The sequence below is a fragment of the Phycisphaerae bacterium genome (assembly GCA_012729815.1).
Classification (GTDB): Bacteria; Planctomycetota; Phycisphaerae; order JAAYCJ01; family JAAYCJ01; genus JAAYCJ01.
The window spans coordinates 13794-34652 of the sequence record JAAYCJ010000321.1 but is presented as its reverse complement, the minus strand read 5'-3'; the positions used below and the strand labels follow the sequence as shown (position 1 = coordinate 34652).

At 64.3% G+C, this 20859-nt stretch carries 14 protein-coding genes; 9 read left to right on the top strand and 5 right to left on the bottom strand.

Annotation, left to right across the window (positions count from 1 at the left end; all coding sequences use genetic code 11):
* Positions 1-16 precede the first annotated feature (16 nt).
* From GXY33_21130 to GXY33_21105, 6 genes are read left to right on the top strand one after another with little or no spacing between them, the layout of a single operon-like run.
* Entirely contained in the window at positions 17-1288 is a 1272-nt protein-coding gene (locus tag GXY33_21130) for a hypothetical protein (GenBank protein NLX07649.1), read from the top strand.
* Positions 1289-1330: 42 nt separating this feature from the next.
* On the top strand, positions 1331-2719 hold the full coding sequence (locus GXY33_21125) for a hypothetical protein (protein ID NLX07648.1): 1389 nt from the start codon (positions 1331-1333) through the stop codon (positions 2717-2719).
* Positions 2716-4164, top strand: a complete 1449-nt coding sequence (locus GXY33_21120) for an oligosaccharide repeat unit polymerase (protein NLX07647.1) — start codon at positions 2716-2718, stop codon at positions 4162-4164. Before GXY33_21125 ends, GXY33_21120 begins: the two co-directional genes overlap by 4 nt.
* A 6-nt stretch (positions 4165-4170) precedes the next feature.
* Positions 4171-5391, top strand: coding sequence for a glycosyltransferase family 4 protein (locus GXY33_21115; GenBank protein NLX07646.1), 1221 nt, complete (start codon positions 4171-4173; stop codon positions 5389-5391).
* Positions 5391-6302 carry a class I SAM-dependent methyltransferase gene (locus GXY33_21110; protein NLX07645.1) on the top strand — a complete coding sequence of 304 codons (912 nt, stop codon included), beginning with the start codon at positions 5391-5393 and terminating at the stop codon, positions 6300-6302. Before GXY33_21115 ends, GXY33_21110 begins: the two co-directional genes overlap by 1 nt.
* 1 nt (position 6303) lies before the next feature.
* Entirely contained in the window at positions 6304-7509 is a 1206-nt protein-coding gene (locus tag GXY33_21105; protein NLX07644.1) for a glycosyltransferase family 4 protein, read from the top strand.
* Positions 7510-7626: 117 nt separating this feature from the next.
* Here the strand turns inward: GXY33_21105 and GXY33_21100 are convergent, their stop codons facing one another.
* The 4 genes from GXY33_21100 to GXY33_21085 are packed head-to-tail and all read right to left on the bottom strand — an operon-like array spanning position 7627 to position 13403.
* Positions 7627-9255, bottom strand: coding sequence for a sialate O-acetylesterase (locus GXY33_21100; GenBank protein ID NLX07643.1), 1629 nt, complete (start codon positions 9253-9255; stop codon positions 7627-7629).
* Between the two features lie 3 nt (positions 9256-9258).
* A complete protein-coding gene (locus tag GXY33_21095) occupies positions 9259-11565 on the bottom strand; it encodes a hypothetical protein (protein ID NLX07642.1) in 2307 nt (768 codons plus the stop codon).
* A 24-nt stretch (positions 11566-11589) separates the two neighbouring features.
* Complete coding sequence (locus GXY33_21090) at positions 11590-12375, bottom strand: DUF1559 domain-containing protein (GenBank protein NLX07641.1); 786 nt, start codon at positions 12373-12375, stop codon at positions 11590-11592.
* On the bottom strand, positions 12372-13403 hold the full coding sequence (locus tag GXY33_21085) for a LacI family transcriptional regulator (GenBank protein NLX07640.1): 1032 nt from the start codon (positions 13401-13403) through the stop codon (positions 12372-12374). Before GXY33_21085 ends, GXY33_21090 begins: the two co-directional genes overlap by 4 nt.
* A 264-nt stretch (positions 13404-13667) precedes the next feature.
* Here GXY33_21085 and GXY33_21080 point away from each other — a divergent pair, with 264 nt between their 5' ends.
* Positions 13668-13895, top strand: a complete 228-nt coding sequence (locus GXY33_21080; GenBank protein ID NLX07639.1) for a hypothetical protein — start codon at positions 13668-13670, stop codon at positions 13893-13895.
* A 54-nt stretch (positions 13896-13949) separates the two neighbouring features.
* Here the strand turns inward: GXY33_21080 and GXY33_21075 are convergent, their stop codons facing one another.
* The gene (locus GXY33_21075; protein NLX07638.1) at positions 13950-17126 is read right to left on the bottom strand and encodes a hypothetical protein; all 3177 of its coding nucleotides are present in this window, start codon (positions 17124-17126) and stop codon (positions 13950-13952) included.
* Positions 17127-17403: 277 nt separating this feature from the next.
* Here GXY33_21075 and GXY33_21070 point away from each other — a divergent pair, with 277 nt between their 5' ends.
* Both GXY33_21070 and GXY33_21065 read left to right on the top strand, forming a co-directional pair.
* On the top strand, positions 17404-18825 hold the full coding sequence (locus GXY33_21070) for a Gfo/Idh/MocA family oxidoreductase (protein NLX07637.1): 1422 nt from the start codon (positions 17404-17406) through the stop codon (positions 18823-18825).
* Positions 18826-18878: 53 nt separating this feature from the next.
* Positions 18879-20750 carry a DUF4838 domain-containing protein gene (locus GXY33_21065; GenBank protein NLX07636.1) on the top strand — a complete coding sequence of 624 codons (1872 nt, stop codon included), beginning with the start codon at positions 18879-18881 and terminating at the stop codon, positions 20748-20750.
* Positions 20751-20859: the final 109 nt, after the last annotated feature.

The following is a 20859-nucleotide window of genomic DNA, read 5'->3' as shown; positions in this document are numbered from 1 at the left end:
GGTCTCCGAGTTTCAGATGATAGCCAAGAACGATATCCGTATCGGCGACGTTCAGGTCAGCCGGAACCGGCTCGAGTCGGTTATCCACGTGCCGGGTCCGTTGCGGAGGTACTTCCTGGGCGGGCGGTTCGTGGCGGAATACTCGTGCGACATTTCGGACGTGCCGCGTTCGATTCTCAACGTTCCCGTGCTTTCGACGGTGATGCCGATCGCGTGGGCGACCGGCGCGACGGTTCGCGTGGGCGAGGTGGACGAGCGGTTTCTGGCGGCGGCGGGCGAGTTGGCGGGCCAGTTTCGCCGCTGGTTTCCGAAGTTCTCTGGCGAGGCGTCACTGGACGCCGAGCGGGTGACGGCGAACCGGTTCGAGAACGAGGGTGTGGGCCTGTTGTTCAGCTCGGGCCTCGATTCGTTGGCTTCTTACTCGCGGCACCAGGATCGAAAGCCGACGCTGATTCCGATCTGGGGCGCGGACATTTCGTTTGAGGATGCGGTGTTCTGGGAGAAGGTGCGGCGGTGGATTGTGGGGTTCGCGGAGAAGCAGGGGGTGGAGGTCCGGACGGTCCGGACGAACATGCGGGAGCTGGTCAACGAGCGTCCGCTGGAGCGGTTGCACGGGCTGGAGACGTGGTGGGGGTGCGTGGGGCACGGGATGATGCTGCTGGGCGCGGCGAGTCCGCTGACGCGGCACGGGCTGGGCACGATGGTCATATCGGCGACTCACACCGCGGATTTCCGGCATCCGTGGGGGTCGCATCCGGCGGTGGATTCGCGGATGGGCTGGGCGGACGTTCGGGTGGTGCATGACGCGTACGAACTAAGCCGGCAGGACAAGATTCACCATCTGGTGCGCCACGCCCCCGAGTGTCTCAAGTACCTGCGGATTTGCTATTCGCAGCACGGCTCGCTGAACTGCGGGCAGTGCGAGAAATGCCTTCGGACGATCACGGGTCTGCTGCTGGAAGGGATGGACCCGGCGCAGTGCAACTTCGACGTCGACGGAAGAATCGGCGACGTGGTGGTCGATCGCATCTCGAGACGGGCGTTGCGGCTGGGGACGGATGAGATTTTCATGTGGCAGGACATTCAGCGCCACATTCCGGAGCGGTTGGAGGGTTTGAACGCGGGCTCGCAGCGGATGCTTCGCTGGCTTGGCGAGGCCGATCTGTCGGGATATCGTCAGTCGCCGCTGGCGTCGTGGGGGTCGTGGGCGACGTACAAGCTTCGTCACAAGGGATTTCGGGACCTGGTTCGGTTCATTCGCCGCCGATCGCGGGCCCTGTTGCGGTAGGGGCGGATCGTCGGCGGAACGGGTTGATAAGGAACGAGACGGTTGCGGTTTGCCATCCTGAACATGAGCGACGACAGCAACAAGGGCGACCTTGCCATCCTGGAGAATACGATTCTGCTGCTGCGTCGCGCGTGCCCGGGTGCGGAGATCGAAGTCCTGAACGCGGACTATGCGGGCGGCGGCGATGGGCCGTCGAAGATGTTCGAGCACGTCCGAGGGTTGGGCGTGGCGCACCATCAGGCGATATTCCCTCGCGTGTTCGACGGTCGGCGCGGGCCGGCGGCGATGGCCTCGGCGCTGTGGAACCTGGCGGTGTCGCTGTGGGTGCTGGCGGCGGTGCGGGCGTTGGGCGGACGGGCGGGCCGGCTGATCCCTCGCCGTCATCGGCCCGCGTTCGAGGCGCTGCGCTCGGCCGATCTGGCGATCCTCAAGGGCGGGAGCTACCTGTACTCGTACGGCGGGACGGCGCAGTTGCTGTTCGTCTATCGGATGGTGCACCAGTCCTTGTTGGCTTTGTGTCTGGGCAAGCGGATCGTCGCCCTGGGCCACTCGGTGGGTCCGGTGGTGGGGCGTCCGGCCCGATGGCTTTTGGGCGCGTGCATGAGGCGGTTTGAGCGGGTGGTCGTGCGCGAGGAGATTTCGCGTCGCTGTGTGCGCGATGAACTGAGAATTGATCCGGCTCGTATCGAGTTGTTGCCGGACCTGGCGTTCTGGCGGCCGGAGTCGCCGACGGGACAGGATGACGACCGGATACTGCATGATGTATTGAACCGTGAAGGCGTCGAAGTGGATGGCGCGGCGGCGGTTCGGATCGGCCTGACGGCCAGGCATTGGCACTTTCCGCTTCAGGGCGACGGGGCTGGGCGGTTCGATGCGTACCTGACGATTCTGGCCAATACGATTGACCGTCTGGCCGGCCAGCGCGGGGCGCAGGTGTTCCTGATGCCGCATGCGGCGGAGGATTTGCCGGTGAGTCGCGAGATCGCCCGCCGTGTGCGGCAAGGGCGGCCGGTCGTGCTGTCTGGCGACTACACGACGGTGGAACTGCGCGGGCTCTATGGGGCGATGGACCTTTTCGTAGGCACGCGCATCCACTCCAACATCTTCGCGTTGTCGGCGGGCACGCCGGTGGTGGCGATCGCCTACGAGATTCCCAAAGGGTTCGGGATCATCAGCATGATCGAACCGCGGGAGTTCATTCTGGATATCGCGGAACTGACCGAGGAGAGACTCTGGGACGTGATCTCAGCGGGGTTGGCGGATCGTGAGACGCTGGCGGCTGGCGTGCGGGCGTCGGTGCGCCGGGCGAACGACGAGATTGACCAGCGGTTCAGCGCGTTATTGGGCAGGCACCGGCGCGAGACGGCGGAGGGCGAGAGCGGGAGTCTGTCCGGCGCTGGCGGGAAGGAAACGGGAGACGAAGCAGGATGAGCGGTGTGACGCCGGGCATGCAGCCGATCGACGCCAGGATTGCCGGCGCGGCCGCGACGGGCCGCGCCTCCGGCTGGCTGTTGGGGTTGCTGTGGCTGCTTCTGCTGCTGGGCGTGATGGGGCTGGTGGGGCAGATGCGGCAGGACGAGGGCCTGACGTGGCTGCTGGAGGCGATCAGTTTCGTCGTTCCCTTTCTCGTTCTCTCGGTGTATACGGCGGTTTCGTGGATTCGGCGGAACTTCAACTTCCTCTCGCCGTTCTTTTTTCCGTTCGTTTTCTTCACGCTTTATTACGCCCTGCCGTCGCTGGCCCTGATCCGGGTGGAGCTGCCGGACCGCACGCTTTACGCGAACGTGATGTACGTGCAGGTTTTGGGTCTGTTGAGTTTTCTTGCGGGCGTTTCGCTGTACGCCATCGTCCGTCGCGGCGGCCCGCGGGTTGTCGCGCCTCCGGTGACGCAGACGATTCTGCACTGGCCGGTGATGGCGGGTTTTCTGGCGGCGGGTGCGGCGCTGCTGGTGTACTACGGCATGTGGTCGGGCGTGACGCCGGGATTGCTGTCCGGGACGAACGTCGAGGGGCTGCGCCGGTCGGCTGAGATCGGCAGCGGCATTTTCAAGATCACCGGCGAGTTCTTCGCCGTGCTGGGGACGTTGTTTTTCGCGGCCCGCGATTTTCGTCGGACGGGCCGTTGCCGGCTGCGGATCGTGGTGCTGATCGCGTTGGTGGTCGGGTTGATCTTCATGACGACGGGCCATCGGGCGACCGCGTTCTACGTCGTGCTGTTTTCGATCGCGATCTACAACAAGTATCGGCGGATTTCGCCGATGCTGGTTTTGGCGGCGGGGGTGGGGCTGTTCGGGCTGATCGGACTGGCCGACGTGATCAAGGGGCTCGACCTGGACGACATGTCGGTGGTCGATTTCGTGGTGCACCGCAGTTGCCTGCGCTACCAGGCGGTCTACGATCTGAACTTCACGCAGTTGGTGCGTCTGATCGATCTGGGGCGGTTCGAACTCCAGTACGGCTGGGAGTACATTCAGAACGCGATGGTGGTGATTCCCCGCGGGTTGTACCCGGACAAGCCGCTGCATTTCGATTATGTGCTCAAGGAGCGGTTGGGGCTCACGTTCACCGGCGGCGGCGCGCCGGCCACGCCGATGGGGAGCCTGTACCTGAATTTCCACTACTGGGGCGTGGTGCTGGGGATGATCGCGATGGGCGCGCTCTACCACGGCCTGTTCGTCCGGTTCATTCGCGAGCGTGGGCTGTTCGCGAGCATCATCATCATGATGGTGCTCGCGGCGGTGGTGAACCCGGCGAATTTCCTGATGCAGGTGCTGCTGGTGTTGGGGATGGGCTCGGCGATCGTGGTGACGGATTTGGTTCTTTCCGGAGCGGCGCGGCGTCACGGGACGCGGGTCGCTCCCATTTCAGGGTCATAGCGGACCATGCGGGTACTCCAGGTCAACAAATACGTGTATCAGAAAGGCGGCGCGGAGCGGGTCGTTCTGGAGACCGGCCGTCTGCTGGCCTCGCGCGGGCACGAGGTGGACTTCTGGGGCATGCACTGCCCGGAGAATCCGCGGTATCCGCACGAGGACCTGTTCGCTCCGCCGGTGGACTACCACGCCAAGCTGGGGCCGATGGCGTCGCTTCGGGCGGCGGCGGGCATCCTCTATTCGTTCGAAGCCAAAAGGCGTTTCCGGGCGATGCTGGAGCGGGTCCGGCCGGACGTCGTGCACTTTCACAATATCGCCCATCAGCTTTCGCCGTCGATCATACATGCGGCGCGGGCGGCGGGCGTGCCGACGGTCATGACGCTTCACGACTACAAGCTTGTCTGCGCCTCCTATGCGATGCTGGCCGACGGGCGGCCGTGCGAGCGCTGCCGCGGCGGGCGGTACTATCAGTGCGTGCTGACCGGGTGCACCAAGGGTTCGCGGGTCAAGAGCCTGTTGAGCACGATGGAGATGTACCTGCACCACCGGCTGTTGGGCGTCTACCGGCTGGTGGATCGGTTCATTTCGCCGAGCCGGTTTTTGATCGAAAAGCTGCGGGAGATGGGGTTCGATCGGCCGATTGAGTATTTGCCGAATTTCACCGACGCGGGCGAGTTCGAGCCGAGCGCGGGCGAATCGGGCCGGATCGTCTATTTCGGGCGGCTTTCGCCGGAGAAGGGTGTGGGTGCGTTGATCGAGGCGGTGCGGGACATGTCGGTCGAGTTGGACCTGGTGGGCGACGGTCCGGGACGGGCGGAACTGGAGGCTCGGGTGCGCCGTTACTCTTTGGGCCACATACGGTTCTGGGGGCACATGAACGGGGTGGGGCTGCGGGAGCGGGTGGCCCGGGCCCAGTTTACGGTGCTGCCTTCGGAGTGGTACGAGAACAACCCGCTGGCGGTGGTCGAGTCGTTCGCGATGGGCAAGCCGGTGGTGGCGGCGGCGATCGGCGGGATTCCGGAACTGGTTCGCGACGGGGAAACGGGGCTGACTTTTGCGCCCGGCGACGTCGCGGAACTCCAGGCCCGGATGCGGTTTATGCTTGACCACCCGGGCGCGTGTGCTAGAATGGGCAAAACGGCGAGGCGACTGGTTGAGGTTGATCTCAGCCCGGATCGGCACTACCATCGGTTGATCGAGATTTACGAACGAACTGGGAAAGGCAGATGATGAGCCGACCGTTGACGCCGCGGAAGTTGAATCAGCACTTGCTTCACGTCACGGGCCTGGGTCTGTGCATGGTCAACCGGGTTCGCCGCGGTCTGATCGGCTACACGTCGCCGCGTCCCTTTACCAGCCAGCAGATCGAGCGCAGCGTGGAGTACACGTTGGGCGTGGTCAAGGGCTGGCGTGAGGCGCTGGTGAAGTTTGCCGGCGTCGCGGAGCCGTTTGAGGGGCGGCGGGTGCTGGAGGTCGGACCGGGGTTCGACCTGGGAACGGGGCTGGTCGTCCTGGCCCACGGCGCCAAGAGCTACACGGCGGTGGACAAGCACCGGTTGATCTCGAAAACGCCGCGCGAGTTTTACCTGGCCCTGCTGGACCGGCTGAACGACCTGCCGGGTTCGGCGGTGGCGCGACGGGTGGGCGAGCGCCTCGCCGACAGGCGGTTTTCGGACGAGTTCGCCTATGTTCACGATTCGGCGTTCAGTCTGAACGGCCTGCCGGACGGCGGTTTCGACCTGTTTGTCAGCCAAGCGGTTTTGGAGCATTTTGACGACGTACGGGCGTCGTTCGCCCGGTTCCGCGACAAGCTGGCCGCCGGGGCCATGATGCTTCACAAGGTGGACGCCGGCGCGCACACGTCGTTTCTCCGAACGACCGACCCGTTGAACCACCTGCGTTATTCGGAGCCGGTCTGGAAGCTGCTGCGGTTCACGGGCTCGCCGAACCGCCTGCTGATGAGCGACTATGCCCGCATCATGAACGAGTTGGATTTTCGGGACGTGCGAACGGTTCCTTCCCAGATTATGGACGGCGACTACGTGCGGCGCACCCGCCCCCATCTGGCGTCCCGGTTCCGGTCGTTTCCGGAAGACGAGCTGGGCGTCAAATCGTTCTCCCTCTTTGCGGCAAAGGATTGAGATGAAAATTGCAGTGATCGGTACCAGAGGCTTTCCCGACGTGCCCGGCGGGGTCGAGAGCCACTGTCAGCATCTCTACCCGCGCCTCGTGCGGATGGGCGTCGAGGTGACCGTGTTCACGCGCAAGCCGTACCTGTCGCGCCCGTACCGCCGGGAGTGGCAGGGGGTGGGGTTCGTGAATCTGTCTTGCCCGGCGAGCAAGAGCCTGGAGGCGATCTGCCACTCGACGCTGGCGACGATTCTGGCCCGGACCAGACGGCCGGACATCCTGCACGTCCATTCGATCGGGCCGTCGATGCTGGTGCCGCTGGCGAGGGCGACGGGCCTTCGGGTCGTGATGACACACCACGGGCCGGACTATCAGCGGGCCAAGTGGGGCCCGATGGCCAAGCTGATGCTCAAGCTGGGCGAACGGTGCGGTTGCCGGCACGCCAATGAGATCATTGCGATTTCGTCGTCGATCCGCGACCATATCCGCGCTCGTTTCGCCCGCGAGGCGCACCTGATCTGCAACGGCGTTCAGATTCTCGATCGCGTCCGCGAAGGGGCTCACCTTCAGCGGTTCGGGGTGCAGCCGGAACGGTACGTGCTGGCGGTGGCGCGGTTCGTGCCCGAAAAGGGCCTGCATCATCTGGTGCGGGCGTTTTCGCGGCTGCAGACCGACTGGAAGCTGGTTATTGCGGGCGACGCCGATCACGAGACGGCCTACAGCCGAGGCCTCAAGGCCGAGGTCGCCAACTGCCGAAACGTGGTGCTGACCGGCTACGTAACGGGCCAGCCGCTGCGCGAGCTGTACTCGCACGCGGGTCTCTTCGTGCTGCCGAGCTACTACGAGGGGCTGCCCATCGCGTTGCTCGAGGCGCTTGGGGCGGGGCTGTCGGCGGTGGTCAGCGACATTCCCGGCCACCGCGAGATCGGGCTTTCGCCCGACCGGTACTTTCGGCCGGGCGACGAGGACGAGATGGAGCATCGGCTTCGCCACTGGCTCGACCTGGGCCCGCTGACCGCCGATCTGCAGGCCCGCCAGATCGAGAGCATCCGCCGGCACTACAACTGGGACGACGTGGCCTCACAGGTTCTGGCGATCTATCGCTCGCTGCGGCGGCCGGGCGGGGAGAAGGTCTGCGAACCGGTGGCGCACGCGTCCGGCAGCCGGCCTCTGACGGAGGCCGTTTCGCCAGGGCAGGCGGATCGGGTGAGCGGCTGAGGGCCGCCGCGCGACGTACTGTCCGGCCGCCCGCCGCCCGTGGTCCGAACGATGTCTCCGACCATCTCAAACCACGCAGCCGCGCTTCTGACCCTAACAAGCGGAACCGGAGGGAGGTTAGTCTTCGGGTGTGCAGGGGCTGGCAGGTCCGCGCCAGTGATAGAACGACTCGAGCGGCGGCGAGTCGGTGCGGAAGGGGATCGCGGGAAGGCCTTCTTTATTGATGAGGTTGGGTTGGGCTTGGGTGTGCCAGGCGAAGCGGACGGCGGTGGGATTCGCGATGTCCTTGTGCCGGACGATGACGGTGTGGCCGTCGATTTCGGCTTGGGCGGAGACGAAGCTGTTGTCGGGGCCGGCGATGGTGAACCATGAGAGCGGCTGACCGTCGCGCGAGGCGAGGCCCGAGCCGGTATGGCGGAATCGCAGGCGGATGCGATCGCCTTCGATGGTCATCGAATCGTAGATCGGGCCGCAGCAGACGAGGTTCTCGCGGCCGTAGGTTCGGGCCAGAGCCCAGAGGCCAAGCCGGCGGCCGACGTCCTGCTTGTTACGAGGATGGACGCTGTCGAGATCGCCGATGTCCATCGTGGCGGCCATGCCGGTATGTGGCACTTCGGTCATGACCTTGGCTTGGGCCTCCCACAGCAGCGGCAGCCGCCAGGGCATCGAGTCGGCGCCGGGTGCGATCTGGACGTAATAGAACGGCATGTCCGGCTGGTTCCAGACCGCTCGCAGGCCCGCGATCAGGCCCTTCATGCGGACGAAGTAGAACAGGCCGTCGATCAGGTTCATCTCGCCCTGGTACCAGATCGCGCCGCGGCGCGCGGCTGGGACGAGGGGGTGGATCATCGCGTTGCAGAGGGCGGTGGGCAGGTGGCGGTTGGCGGCGATCGGATCGGCGGGCCACGCGAGTGGCAGCGGATCGGGCACGGGCCGGCCGGCGGCGCGGTTGGACTTGGCTTCGGTGAGCCAGCGGTCCATCGCGGCGACGTAGTGGTCGCGGGCTTGACGGTACTCGGCCTTGGTTTCGCGGAACCAGTTCAACTCGTTGGACAAACCCGGTTCGGCTTCGTAGCCGGCCAGCGGGATAAAGCCGTTGATGTGCGTGCCGCCCCACGCGACGTTGATGACGCCGACGGGCACATCCAGCTCGCGGTGGAGAAACCGAGCGAAGAAGTAGCCGACGCCGTCGAAGCTGCCGACGGTCGCGGGCGAGCAGACCCGCCATTTGGGCGCAGCGGGCGCGGTGGTCGTCTCCGCCGAGGCGGATGAGAAGTCGAGGTCGTCGAGTGGTACTCCGGCGATGCGGTGGGGAATCTTGAGGTAGCGGATCCGCGGATGATCAGCGGAGGCGATCTCGGCTTCGGCGTTGAGGCACTCGGAGACGGGCCAATCCATGTTGGACTGACCGGCGGCCAGCCAGACTTCGCCGACCAGGACGTCGCGGCAAACGAGCTTCCGTCCGCCGCTGACGACGGTGAGGTCTTGCGGCTCGGCGGAGGCGGGCATCGCCGAGAGGTTCACCCGCCATCGTCCGGCTTCGTCGGCGACGGCCTGGACTTCAGACCTGGCGAATGAGACGGTGACGCTCTGGCCCGGGTCGGCCCATCCCCAGACGGGGACGGGCATCTGCTGCTGGAGGACCATGTGGTCGTCGAAGACGGCGGCGACCCGCAGATCGGCTGCGGCGGTCGAGGCCGCCAGCGCGATTGCCGCAATCGCCAATGCGCCGCGTGTCGCTGTCACCGGCTATTCCTGCTCCTTCGGTTCGGGCAGGCCCAGGTCGAGCGGACAGAAGATGTAGATCGGACTTTCGGGAACGGAGACCTGGTTGACGGCGTAGCCGCCGGGTTCGACCTGCGGTCCGGGGTTGCCTTGCCAGTCGAAGGTCTCTTTGGCGTTGTAGAAGTGCCCGACTCGTTCCTCGCCCGCTTCGGACCAGGCGGCGATGATCCGCGTGTCGCCCTTTCGCAGCGAATAGGCGCGAACGGCGGGACCGGGCCGCAGCGGGCCTTCCATCTCGGCCCCGGCCAGGAATCGGGTCATCGTGGCGAAGGCGGCGGTGCCGATCGACGGGGTGTAGTCGGGATTGACCAGATTCGAACTGCCGTAGCGAGGGAGCACGTAGATGAAGCCGAACATCTTCTCGACGCCTCTGGCCCACTCCTCGATGTAGCCGGTGACCGTGTTGTACGTGTCGCGAGAGAGGCCCGGGCCTTCGGTGTCCCAGATGGGGATGTCGCGGCCGTATTGTTTGAGAAGGATGCGGACGTCGTGGTACTTGGTCGCGTTGCCGCCGTGGCCGCCGCCGTGGAAGGCGAACACGTCGATGTCGTCAGCGGCGCCGGCCAGCACCCGCTCGACGAAGTGGTCGAAGTGCGGCCCGATGTCGACGCAGCGATAGCCGCTGGAGACGAGTTGGGCATCGGGCACGACGGACCGGACGGCCTGCCGGGCGGTCTGGATCAGCTTGATGAAGTTGTCGGATGAGTCGCGGTAGAAGCCGTTGAAGTTCTTGTAGTCCAGCGGCGCGCCGGGCTCGTTCCAGACCTCGAAGTACTTGACCTTGCCGCCGAAACGCTCGGCGGTCTTGCGGCAGAAGTTCTCCCAGTCGGCGAAATCGCGCGGCGCGACGGACATCCATCCGGCGCCGGTGTCGATGGCGCCGATCCGCTCGTCGTCGGCGGCGGTGCTGGCCCATTTGGGCGTGTTCGCCACCTCAGCCATCACATGCATGTCGTGGGCCAGGGCGCAATCGGCGAACTTGCCCATGACGCCCCAGTCGAGCTTGCCCTTTTCGGGTTCGACGCTGTGCCAGTGGAAATTGAGGCGCAGCCAGCGGACGCCGATGTCGTACATCTGATCGACCACGAGATCCCACTTGCCATCCTCGCCGACTTGAGGGTAGTGGAACGCCCCAAACGGCGAGTCGAAACTGGAAATGCTCGGATCGGGCGGTTCGACGACCAGGAACGTGGTCTTGGCCGAGACGGCTTGGTCGCCCTCGCCGAAGGTCAGGCGGACACGATACAGGCCGTACCGCTCGAGCTTCTCAGCCGGGATGGTGACCGGCGTGGCGTCGATGCCGTTCGCTTCGACCGTTCGCGTTTCGGTCTGTTCGAAGATGACCTGGTCGTAAGGGTCGAAGACGGTGAGCGCCGCGGGTCCGGCGGCGGCTTGCGTTCCGGCGAGGATCGTCGGCTGAAGGGCGATGGGCTTGCCCTTGTGGTAGACGTGGCCCCACTTCTCGCAGGCGATCGAGATCCGCGGCGCGGATGGTTCGGGCTCGATCACGAGGTTGTCGAAGTAGCCGTTGACCTCGCCTTCGGGCTCGGACCATTTGATGCTGCGGATTTCGAACGTTTCGACCGCCTGGTCGGCGGCGTGGGAGAATTCGAGGGGTCCGGCTTCGGCGATCGTGCCGTCAGGGCCGGTGATCTTGACGGAGTAGGTGCCCGGTTGGCCCTCGACCGCCCGCGGATGCACGGTCATTTCGACGGCGTACCACGGTCCGGCGCTGGTTCCGTCGCCGGGTTGCATGGGTGCGGTATCGATCTGGATGCGTTCGCGGCCTTTCCAGGTGAAGACGTGGCCGCCGTCCTTGGGCGGCTGGAGCATGATCGCGGCCTGGTATTCATCCCAGCCGGCGTCGGGCCGTTTGAATCCGGCGAAGGTCCACTGGCCCTGGCGCGGCTGCCAGTCGAACCGGCATCGGATCACGCCGCCGAACTGGGTCTCGAGGGCGATGCGGTTGTGATAGCCGTTGACCGTCCGGACCTCGACGCTCTTGCCGTCGGACCCAGCCGAGACGCCTTCGACGATCAGGTGGCTCTGAGGATTCCAACTCTCGCAAGCCCACCGTCCCCAGTTGGGCAGTTCGCTGGCACGCGAGCTCTGGTTGAGCAGGTTGCCGACGACCAGGTCGTCGAAACGCTCCTCGACCCACGGCGCTGGCGGACCCGCGCGGCCGACGGCGCCGGCGCTCAGGACGAAGCAGGCCAGAAGCAGGATGGGTGATCGCGTACCATGGCTTTGACGGGGGCTGTGGTTAGGCACTTTTTGTCTCCAGGAACGTGTTGGTCAGTAGAGGTCCATGCGATACCACTCGGGCCAGTCCCACTGCCAGTAGGGGTCCGAGTTGGATGTGCGGTATTCCGCAACCCGGCCGGATGGGGCCAGGTGGATCGATGTGAGGTTTGAGTGGCGAATCGTATCGTAGTTCATGCAGCGGATATACGTGCACTCCTGGCCGACATCCAGCCCGTTGGCGCCGCTTGCGCTGCCGCTGTATTCGATCATCAGGGCGTAGGCCGCACCCCAGTTCCCCATCCAGTTCGCCTGATGGTTCAGTAAGTTCCAGTATGAGCATGGAGCGTCCCAACTCCATCGCTGTTCGAAGTAGTTGTACTTGGGATCGATCCACGAGCCGCCGTTGTAGGGCTCGAATCCGCCCCACGGGTCGGCCGGGCAGACCACGAGTTTCCGATCCGCAATGTAGCGATCCGCCCACTTGTCCGGGTCGGTCAACGAACCGAAGAAGTACGGAACGTACTTGAAATCCTGCTGGTACACCACCATCGCCAGCCCCAACTGGCGCAGGTTGTTTTTGCACTGGATGGTCTTGGCCGCATCGCGTGCCTGGGCCAGGGCCGGAAGCAGAATGGCCACCAGTACGGCGATGATGGCGACGACCACCAGGAGTTCGATCAGGGTGAAGGATTTCGGATTTGAAACGCGGGTGGATGAGCGCCGTGAGGGAAAGTGGCCACGGATGGCATCAATGGGCGTCTCAGTCGGTCGAATTACCAGCCGACGTTGGCGGGTCTTCCGCAAATCCGAAATTCGAAATTCGAAATCCGAGATCATGCCTGTTCTCCCGGCGGTGCGGTGGTCTTGCGGACCACGACTTCCGATTCGAGCACGATTCGCTGGGGCCGCAGCGTCGGATGGTTGACCCGCTGAAGGAGATGACGCAACGCGACGGCTCCGAGTTCCTGGAGAAAGACGTCGATGGTGGTCAGGGCGGGAATGGTCTGGTCGGACCACGGCTGATTGTCGCATCCGATGATGCTCAGATCCTTGGGAACGACCACACCGCGTTCTCTGGCGGCGGTCAGAGCGCCGCGGGCGACCAGATCGCCGTGGCAGATGGCGGCGGTCACGTCGAGGCCGCGGTCGATCATGGCGAGCATGGCATCATAGCCGCAGCGCTCGCAGAATAACGGCTGCCTGACGATCCAGCGGTCGTGGACCTCCAAGCCACGCTCCCGCATCGTCTGCCGATAGGCGGCCAGACGTTCGGCTTCGCATTCAAACTGCATGTCGCCCGTGATGACGGCGATCCGGCGGTGGCCGAGTTGGTGGAGGTGCCGGACGGCTTTGGCCGCTCCTCCGCCGTGGTCCGGGCGGATGTGGCTGTAGCCTTCGTACACGTCGCGCGTATCGATCAGCACCATGGGGATGTTCTGGGTTGACAGCATGGCCATCAACTGCCGGCTGGGCCATCCGGTGACGATCAGGCCGTCGGTGATCCTTTCGCGAACGGCCAGGGGGATCCGGTCGCGGCCGGGCTTCTCCGGGTCAATCTGGGTCACCTGAACCACCGATTCGGTCTGATGGGCTGCCTCGATGCAGCCCTTGAGGAACTGGCCAAAATAGGGGTCCGTCCACGGATCGAACGGCAGGCAGCTTACGAAGGCGAGGCTGCGAATGGCGGGAACGTTGCGACCGCGGCTGCGCTTGCGGGTGCGCGACCGGACGTAGTTGAGTTTCTCAACGATGGCCATCACCCGTTCGCGGGTCTCATCGGAGACGTCGGGGCGGTCGTTCAACACGTACGACACGGTTGCCACCGAAACCCCGGCCACGTCGGCGATTTGTCTGATCGTGGGCATTGACCGTCCTCTCGTTTGAACTCCAGAGTACCGAAGTTAAGGTCTCAAGTCAAGCAAATTAAGTTAATCGTCCGCTTAACAATCGGCATATGCGGTGATAAAGTGATATAACTAGCTATTATTAAGCATCTTAATGCTTATGTTGCTTGTGGCCATTGAGATAGGTTTGCTTCAGATTCATCTTGCGTCGCTGATCGGATTCTGCTAGACTGATGTTTTAGGCTACCGTGTATGGCTGTTTCGATATTCGAAGGGGCAACAGTCATGCGGGTTGAGGTGGAGCCCGGTCGACACGCGGTTATGGTGCTGGGGAATGTTGCAGCCACGCTGATTCTGATTCTCAAGGCGCTGGGGACGCTGAGTTGGCCGCAGACGGTGGTCATGCTGGGGCTGATCCTGGTGATGGGGCTCATGGCGATGATGGTCATCCGCGCGTGGCAGCAGGGCAGGCGTTTCCGCTTGGGGTCGTGGGACAGGCGCGACCGTCCGTGACCGTCACCGAAGCCGGCCGGGAGGGGGCTGTGGCGTTTTCTGAGCGTTCTGGGGTCAATCGCCGATGGACAGCACCCTCGGCTGCAGCGATTCGAGGGCAATGCCCTCGCCGGCATCCAGGTCGAGCGAGCGCTCGGCCAGGAGGTCCATGGCTTGGCCCTTGAAGTGGACACGCACCCGCTGGGGACGGTTCAGGAAGTTGACCATCGGCACCAGGAGCCGGTTGCGGTAGGCGACCGCGCGGTATTCGACACCCCAGACGGGTTGGCCGGTCTCGGCGTCGAGCAATGCGAGGAATTCCATTCCCCCGCGGCTGAAGATCTCCCGAAGGGCGGCGTGGAGTTGCTTCTCGGTTGCGGGCAGATCGACCGTCGGCGCCTGGGCCAGGACTTGTGGCAATGAGCGCGGGCGGTGGTAGGCGTCCCACGCCATGCACTCGCTTCCGACGTTTACGACGCGGCCGCCGGATTCGACGAAACGTGCCAGACCCGCGACGGCCTCATCGGTCAGGTGGGTCGCGTGGGGTAGAACGATCCACTTAAGGTTCGCCGGGACCACCCCGGCTGCCAGTTGGCGTTCGCTGATGAACGTGGCGGGCTTGCCCATGAACATCAGTGCGGTGAATATCTTGGGCATCAACGCGGGACAGTCATCCTGCCAGAAGATGGAGTTCATCGAGTAGAGGATGGCGGCCTCCGGGCGATCGGCGTTGATCGCGGCGACCTCATTGGCAAGTCGGTTGGCGTCGAAAGCGGCCTTGCCCGCGGCGTAAATGTTGGCCGGTCGGCGGTAGATGGTGGCCCCTTCGTACGGCGGGAAGACCTCCCAGACCCAGATGGCGCTGGCGGTCAGGTGGTGCAGAGCGTTCTGCCAGACCTCGCAGCGGGTGTGGCCGACCGGGATGTGGATCGGGGGCAGATCGGTGTTGAGCAGGTGGTTCTCCGAGTTGTAGACGGGCTTGCCGCCGAACGAGAAGAGCAATTCATACCAGGCCTCTTCTTCCTGCCAGTCGTAGGCATACTCGCCGCCGGGAGTCCACGACCATCTGCCGAACGAGTCGCAGCCGGCCAGGTCCATCGGCTCGGTCATCAGCTCCGGGTCGATGCCCATAAACAGGTTCGCCCGGTCGAAGAGCAGCGGCATGATCTTGGTGTGGGCCCGGACGTTCGGTCCGACCGCCTTGATCTCGTCGTGGAGCCAGCGGTGAAAGGCGGCGTGGTGGCGGTTGTTGAAGGCCATCCAGTCGTAGTACCACCGCAGCGCCGTGAGTTCCTTGGGCAACTCGCTGATCGACTTGAGCAGGGGCGGAACGGGGACATCTTCAAACGTCGCGTATTCGGTTTGATAGAGGGCGTTGAGGGATTCGATGGTCTCGTGTCGCTCTCTGAGATATGCGATCCAGGCTGGGCGGCTGTACTTGTCGCGGCCGCTCTGGGCGTACGCGGGTTCGTTGGTGGTGCAGACGCTCAGGAGGGCCGGCTTGTCCTTGATGGGGGCGACCAGGGCCTCGGTCCACATGCGTAGGACTCTGCGGATGACCGGGTGGTCGATCTTGTAGCGGATGAAGCCGCCCCCTTCGATGCCGTAGACGTCGTCGGCTTCGTAGGCCACCCAGTCGGGCAGGACGTGAAGCGTCATGATGGGATCGACCATCACGCCGCGCTCGGCGCAGGTGTCGAGGTTTTTCAGCAGGCGGCTCGGTCCGGTTTCGCTGGGAATGCCGAGGAACTCGATCGAGCCGTCCTTTTGCATCATCTTCGACCAGGCACTCTGCTGGGTGAGGTTCGTGGCGACCGCGGTGAGGAACGGGAGATCGGTAATGACTTTGTCCCACGCCCCGTAGCCGCCGAGGTAGAGCGGGCGCTCACGATCGTCGCCGATGATCTTGCCGTGGAACGCACCGTCGCGGACAGTCACCGTTTCCGGCCGCAGGACCGGCCGCTGGTAGACCTGGACCTCGCCGCGCGAGAGGCGATCCAGACGTTCGTCCGTCCAATCGAGGATCCACTCGACCTCCTCGAGCTGCATCACGTCCCAGTCGTCGGATTGATTACCTTCCCAGCCGCCGGCGCGGACGTGATCGAGAAACCGTCTTGCGGTCGGCACGCCCATGCCGACGTAAGCGTCGGCGGCGTGCTCGGGACGTTCGGCCAGACGCTTTTCAAGAGCATCCGTCCGATCTGAAAGCTCCTGTATCTTGGCCTCGATGCGGCGTTTGGTGTTGGTCCGGACGATCGGCTTGACCGCCGTCACCGGACGATCGGAGGCCGAGAGCCGGTAGCGTCCTTCAGCCGCCAGGCGCGAGGCTGCGGCGGTGAACTGGATCACTCGCACCTGTCCCGCGGCGGCTGGAGGCAAATCGGCCGTTCCAAGGTCGATGGCCTGGCCGTTTTCGTGGGTCGCGGTGAGGGTCACCTCTTGGGCGGGCAGATCGGCGAGCGCATATTCGACGAACCGTCCGCTGAAGGTCTCGTCCTCGTCGTAGGCCTTGCCGACCATCTGATCGGTGGCGAAGCGGCCGGCGGAGGATTGGCCCGCGTCGCGGCCGACGAGGGCGACGCGGACGTATTCGTTGGGATCCTTGCCGTCGCCGATGCCCCTGGTCCACTCGGTGAACCGTCGGCCGTTGGACCCGTCGTTGACCAGGATGTTGAGGCCCAGCCATCGCAACGGCGCCGCGGCGCCGAGCATCTTCCATGGAATCGCAGCGGTGAGGCGATATCCGGCTTCGAGTTTCTCGCTCTCGGCCCGCACGTCGTCCATGGCCAGACCGCCGGGCTGCCAGCAGAACATGGCCACGCCGCCGTCCGGCTGGGGCGAGAACCCCATTTCGAACGACGTGGGCGTGTAGCCCGGCAGGAGGATGTCGTTCTCGGGATTGGTCTCGATGCCCACCTGGATGCCGTCATGGATCCACAGCTCGGCGCCGACCCCGCCCGGGCCGTCGGTCGGATCAAAGACCCGCACTTCCAGGGTCAACGCCCGCTCGTCCCACCATGCCCGCACGTCGGCCCCAAGGGCCGGGTCGTCCTTGGCCCGAAAGCCCACCGCAGGCGATCGGTCGCGCTCGGATTGTTGAAAGGCGACCAGCAGGCGATCGGCCGGCTCCAGCCGGTCGCGGACCTGCGAGTGGAGCTGGGAGCCGGCGGGGCGGCTTGCCGCCTCGTCGGCGATCGCCGAAAACGTACAGATCAGGACCATCGCCGGAACAAGAACCCAGGACATCTTCATCAGTCGATCTCCAACATGTTCGCAGGCATACCAGTCTCTTAGCCCATACTATAATGACCCGTAATACGTATTACAAGGCTATATAAGCATTTTTTGTGATCCTGGTGATCGAATGGCGGCGGGGCCGGCAGGCGCGGTGATCGCGGGGTCGTGGCGGGAATTTCGCGGCAGAACCTTGTTATGGTCGGTTGGGCGTGGGATAATCTAGATTTTGCCGTGCCACAGGCGAAAAACGTGCTTTTTGTGACAGGCGACAGAGAACAGTGAGAGGGTCATGATGGCGAAGAAGCGGTTTGCGCAGGTTGGTCTGGGCGGTCGGTCGTGGATGTACACCAGTGCGGTGATGGATCGCTACCCGGACGTCTGCGAGATGGTGGGTTTTTGCGACATCAATCCGGGCCGGCTGAAGATGCGGGTGTCGTGGGCGGCGGACACGGGGCGGGAGGTTCCGGGCTACGAGGCGAAAGACTTTGAGCGGATGGTGGCCGAGCAGAAGCCCGATTGCGTGATCGTGACCAGCGGTCCGGACGTGACTCACAGCGACTACATCCGCCGTGCGATGGAACTCGGTTGCGACGTGATCACGGAAAAGCCGATGACGACCGATGAAATCCGCTGCCGGAAGATCATCGAGACGCAGAAGGCGACGGGCCGCAAGTGCACGGTGACGTTCAACTACCGCTACTCGCCGCCGCGGACGCAGATCAAGGACATGCTGATGTCCGGGGTGATCGGGGACGTTCAGTCGGTGGACTTTCACTGGCTGCTCAACACGCATCACGGGGCGGATTACTTTCGGCGGTGGCACCGGAACAAGCGGAATTCGGGCGGCTTGATGGTGCACAAGGCGACGCACCACTTCGACCTGGTGAACTGGTGGCTGTCGGCGGTGCCGACGAAGGTGTTCGCGATGGGGCACCGCAAGTTCTACACGCCGGCGACGGCGGAGCGGGCGGGGCTGACGAAGCGGTCGGAGCGTTGTTTGGACTGTCCGGAGGCGGGCAAGTGCTCGTTCCACGTGGACATGCGGTCGAACGAGAGCCTGCGGGACCTGTATCTGGAAAACGAGCATCACGACGGGTATATCCGCGACCGGTGCGTGTTCAGCGATCAGATCGACATCGAGGATTCGATGAACGTGGTGGTGGAGTACGATACGGGCGCGAAGCTGTCGTATTCGCTCAACGCGTTCACGCCGTGGGAAGGGTACATGATCGCGTTCAACGGTTCGAAGGGCCGCCTGGAGCACGTCTGCCAGGAGTCGGTGTACATCAACGGCGACGGGACGGTGCCGGGCGAGCTGATCAACGAGGGGACGCACACACGGGTCTTCCCGCATTTCCAGACGTCGTACTCGGTGGATTTGTGGACGGGTACGGGCGGCCACGGCGGCGGCGACGACCCGCTGCTGGCCGATCTGTTCGCCGTCGATCCGCCGAAGGACAAGTACCTCCGGGCCGCCGACGAGCGAAGCGGAGCGTATTCGATCCTGACCGGCGTGGCGGCGAACCACTCGATGGCGAGCGGACAGGCGGTCCGAATCGCCGAATTGGTGCCTGGCCTGCGCCGCCCGGACTATCCGCCCATGCCGACCGACGAGGACCCGATCGAAATGGTCAAGCCGAACGTCAAACTCGTGGGCGCCCACGAGGCAGGCGAGTTGAAGAAGCAGCAGGTGGCGGCGAAGCAGGGCGGCTGAGCTTCGAATGGAAGGAAACGAAGGCGGTAGATCCCTTCAAGCGGGAGGCCCGGATGTCCGTCCTGACCTTGTTTGAATGCCGTCGGTCCGCGTACAGTATTCTTGCCCAGGGCTCTGAGACGATCCGTTTCGCGGCGGCTGAGTTGCGGCGGTACCTGGAGCGGATTGGAGGGGTTTGGCTGCCGCTTGCCGGTGTTGCCGCCGGGGAGCCGGCGATCATCTTGAAGCAGATGGGTGGCGACGAGGATCGGGACCGGTATTCGATCGAGACGCAGGGCGATAACCTCGTGATCGCCGGCAGCAATTCCCGCAGCGTCCTGTTCGGGGTCTATGCCTTTCTGGAGACATTCGGCGGCGTGCGGTTTTTCTCGCCGGATTTCGAGTGCGTTCCGCAGCGGGATCGCCTTGAGATTCCCCGCGACGCGCGAAGGGCGCAGACGGCTGAATTCGACGTCCGGACGATTCGCGCGGAGTTGGACATGACGGTCGAACTGGTCGATTGGGCGGCCAAGAACCGGTTCAACTCGTTTGGCCTCGATATGTGGCGCTGGGACGGAAGCACCAGCCACGTGGACGCCAATGCCATCATCGACGCGGTCAACCTTCGCGGCCTGATGCTCGAGGGCAGCGGGCATGCGATGTGTTACTTCCTCAAGTCGGATGCATACTACGACCGGCATCCGGATTGGTATCCGCAGGTTGACGGGCAGCGCGTTCGCGGCAAGTACACGGGCGACAATTTCTGCTACTCGGCGGCTGAGGCGGTCGAGGAATGCGCCAGGAACGTGATCGCATCGCTTCGGCGGATACCGCAAATGAAGCGGCTGAGCATCTGGCCGGGCGACGGCGGGGCGGTGTGCCGGTGCGAGCGGTGCCGAGACAAGCCGTTCATGGAGTTATACGGGAACGCGGTGAAGCGCATACGCCAGCGGGTTCAGGAGGAACTGCCCGACGTGGAGGTCTTTCAGGAGGCGTACAACTTCGACAATCGCGAACGGCCGCTGACGGTTGAGAGCACGACGCGGACGTTGCGGGTGCCGCCCGAATGCCGTGACGTCCCGACGCTGTTCGCCTTTTGGGGGCAGAACCTTTCAATTCCCCTGGCGGAGAACCCTGAGCCCGGGCATCGGCTGTTTCACGAATACCTGCAGGAGTACTGCCGTCGGAATTCGCAGGCGGCGTACGTCTTTTCCATGCACACCGACACCTTCATGCTGTCGAATCTCTGTCCGGTGTTCGGGCCCTCGATGGCGGCGGATTTCCGGGAGTTCAAGCGGATGGGCATCGACCAGATGTTCCTGCTGTGGATCACCTGGAACACGGAGAGCGACCAGGGCATGAGCTGGGTGGGCTATCAGAACGGCGGGTTGTGGGCCCGCATGGCTGAGGACAAGGGTTTTGACGCGGGCGCCTACCGTCGGGACTACTATCGATGGGCGTTCGGGGAATCCCAGGCGTTGGAGGGGGAAGCGTTGTGGGACCGGCTGAACGCGGCATTGAGTTCCCTTCAGGCCTTGATCTATCGGTTTCCGTGGAATCGGTCGACGGACGCGTGGGGTCTGGGATGGAACCGCAAGATGCCGCAGTATCGCTGGCAGTTGAGCACAGACCTGGGAAGGCATGGCAAGGACCGGCTGGAGGTTTTTTCGAAGACGGTGGGCGTGTTGGATCAGCTCGATCGGGACGCCGGTGAGCTTCGCGATGCGGATCTGGCGGAGTGTCGCAAGTTCAAGCAGTACGTCAGGCACTGCGCCGTACGCGTGAAGGGGCTGTCGTTGCTGTTCCAAGCCCAGGAGGCGATGCAGTCGGGTCGGTGGACCGAGGCGCGGGAGTTCCTGCGGCAGGCCCTCGATACCGGCATGACGGACGAGCGGGATGAGACGGTTGAATGGCTGGCGTACGTTGAGAAGCAGATCGACGGATAGCGGCCGCGTCAGGGTTTGCGTTTGGGCCGCGTCGGGTGGCCGGTTGCTTTCGATGCCTGGTATCGGGTAGAATAGGAGGCATCGTGGGGATCATTTCGGGAGGGTTTTG

Bases quoted from the DNA above. Each gene is read 5' to 3' on its own strand.
- GXY33_21130 (NLX07649.1), top strand. From the start codon at position 17: ATGATAGCCAAGAACGATATCCGTATCGGCGACGTTCAGGTCAGCCGG.
- GXY33_21120 (NLX07647.1), top strand. From the start codon at position 2,716: ATGAGCGGTGTGACGCCGGGCATGCAGCCGATCGACGCCAGGATTGCC.
- GXY33_21115 (NLX07646.1), top strand. From the start codon at position 4,171: ATGCGGGTACTCCAGGTCAACAAATACGTGTATCAGAAAGGCGGCGCG.
- GXY33_21110 (NLX07645.1), top strand. From the start codon at position 5,391: ATGAGCCGACCGTTGACGCCGCGGAAGTTGAATCAGCACTTGCTTCAC.
- GXY33_21105 (NLX07644.1), top strand. From the start codon at position 6,304: ATGAAAATTGCAGTGATCGGTACCAGAGGCTTTCCCGACGTGCCCGGC.
- GXY33_21090 (NLX07641.1), bottom strand. From the start codon at position 12,375: ATGATCTCGGATTTCGAATTTCGAATTTCGGATTTGCGGAAGACCCGC.
- GXY33_21085 (NLX07640.1), bottom strand. From the start codon at position 13,403: ATGCCCACGATCAGACAAATCGCCGACGTGGCCGGGGTTTCGGTGGCA.
- GXY33_21080 (NLX07639.1), top strand. From the start codon at position 13,668: ATGCGGGTTGAGGTGGAGCCCGGTCGACACGCGGTTATGGTGCTGGGG.
- GXY33_21075 (NLX07638.1), bottom strand. From the start codon at position 17,126: ATGAAGATGTCCTGGGTTCTTGTTCCGGCGATGGTCCTGATCTGTACG.
- GXY33_21070 (NLX07637.1), top strand. From the start codon at position 17,404: ATGGCGAAGAAGCGGTTTGCGCAGGTTGGTCTGGGCGGTCGGTCGTGG.
- GXY33_21065 (NLX07636.1), top strand. From the start codon at position 18,879: ATGTCCGTCCTGACCTTGTTTGAATGCCGTCGGTCCGCGTACAGTATT.